Source organism: Microbacterium sp. NPDC058269 (genome assembly GCF_042881445.1).
Taxonomy (GTDB): Bacteria; Actinomycetota; Actinomycetes; order Actinomycetales; family Microbacteriaceae; genus Microbacterium.
On sequence record NZ_JBHVXT010000007.1, the window covers coordinates 1 to 1,587 of the forward strand.

General features: G+C 58.0%; 2 protein-coding genes. Both read left to right on the top strand.

What is annotated here, in order from left to right; translation table 11 throughout:
• The coding region (locus ACFVWL_RS18935; protein ID WP_387186218.1) for a ComEC/Rec2 family competence protein at positions 1 to 211 on the top strand (211 nt) is incomplete at its 5' end.
• A 273-nt stretch (positions 212 to 484) separates the two neighbouring features.
• Positions 485 to 1,270, top strand: coding sequence for a PDZ domain-containing protein (locus ACFVWL_RS18940; RefSeq protein WP_387186220.1), 786 nt, complete (start codon positions 485 to 487; stop codon positions 1,268 to 1,270).
• Positions 1,271 to 1,587 lie beyond the last annotated feature (317 nt).

Sequence of the window (1,587 nt, forward strand, 5' to 3'; positions counted from 1 at the left end):
CGCGTTCGGCGTCGCGGCGGCCCTCAAACACGCTTTCGTCGAACGATCGCTGCGTCTGCCGGAACCGGGAGCCGGTCTTCTGCCCGGACTCGCCGGTGACACCCGCGCTGTGACGCCCGAGCTGAACGACGACATGCGCACGAGCGGTCTCAGCCACTTGACCGCGGTCGCCGGAGACAACGTTTGTCTCATAGATCGGTTGGCGGAATGACACGGCTCGGGCGAGAGATGCTGCCGGCAGAATCCGTACTCACGCCGCGTTGAGTGGCATTCAGGCTCCAGCGACCCCTCACCGTAGTTGGCGTTGAGTTGTCGCTCCTGCTGAGTGGGGAACCATAGCACCGACGTTAAGCAGGCGTTGTCCCCCAAAGTACCTACAGACGAACGCGAGCGATAGAGCGTACGGTCGAGACCTCGGCATCGAAGCGCTGGACGCGGAGCCGCGACATATCAGCACGGACGTCAGTAGATCTCAGGGAGAACGATGCCTCGAAACATCAAAAAGTCGGGACTCACGATCGACTTTGTTCAGCATATTCGTGCGACGAAAGAAGAGATTTGGGAAAAACTGACCACTGAAGTCGGCGTCAATTCTTGGCTCAAATCTAGCTCAGTAACGATGCCGTCGACGGTTGGTGAGCGATTCTCCATTGGCACCCGTCTGTACGGTATGCAGAGCGGCCTCGATTGGTATGAGTACGATGGTGAGATCCTGGAGTACATCGAGAATCAGCAACTGACTTTGAGCTGGAAGATTCCAGAACTCGATGTTCCGACAACAGTGTCACTGTCGGTCGACCCTTCATATTTCCCTCTGGGCGTGGAATACGAGCGTGATGTGGATCTGAGGCTGATTCATACGGGCTTTCCGTCAGAGGGTCGTGGCGTGTTTGAGTACGATGGCTTTTTCCGGCACTGGCGTCAAGCGCTCGGCGATTTGGCGGCCCAGCTGGAGGGAAGGCCTGGAAAGCCAACTCCCTATGCCTTGGTCGGTCTGACGTACGTAGGCGGTGCTCCGGGAAAAGGCCTTCTTGTGCGAGACGTCATCATTGACTCTCCTGCATCTCAGGCAGGCATCCGTCCCGGCGACCGTATCCTCTCCGTCGAAGGCCGCGAATTGGAAAGTCTGGACGAGTTTCATGACTGGATCGACGAGCGTCGGCATGGCGAGTCTGGGCTCTTCGTACTTCAGGACCGTGAGGTCACGGTGACAGTTGAGGGCGTCGAACATGCACTCGCGCGACGCCAACTGCAGCGAAGCGGACACTGACTTCACATGACTGCTCCTCCGTCTGAAAATGGGGAGCAATCGAAGTGCCTGCATCCCGTGGGCATTGATTGAACCGGAGGAGGTGATTCAGATGGAGAACGACAAGAACGAAGCGGTAGTTACATGGGATCTCGGCGAGGTTGCCGAGGCTTCGAAGGAATACGCAACGCTGCTCACGCTCGACAACAGCTACTAAGGGGACAGACCCTCCGTGGGGGGGGAGCCGGGGGAGGCCCCGCGGGGGGTGGTGGGGGGTTTAAAAAAGAGAAAATAAGAAAGGGGGCGATTAGAAAAACAGGGGGAAAGCACCGGGAACC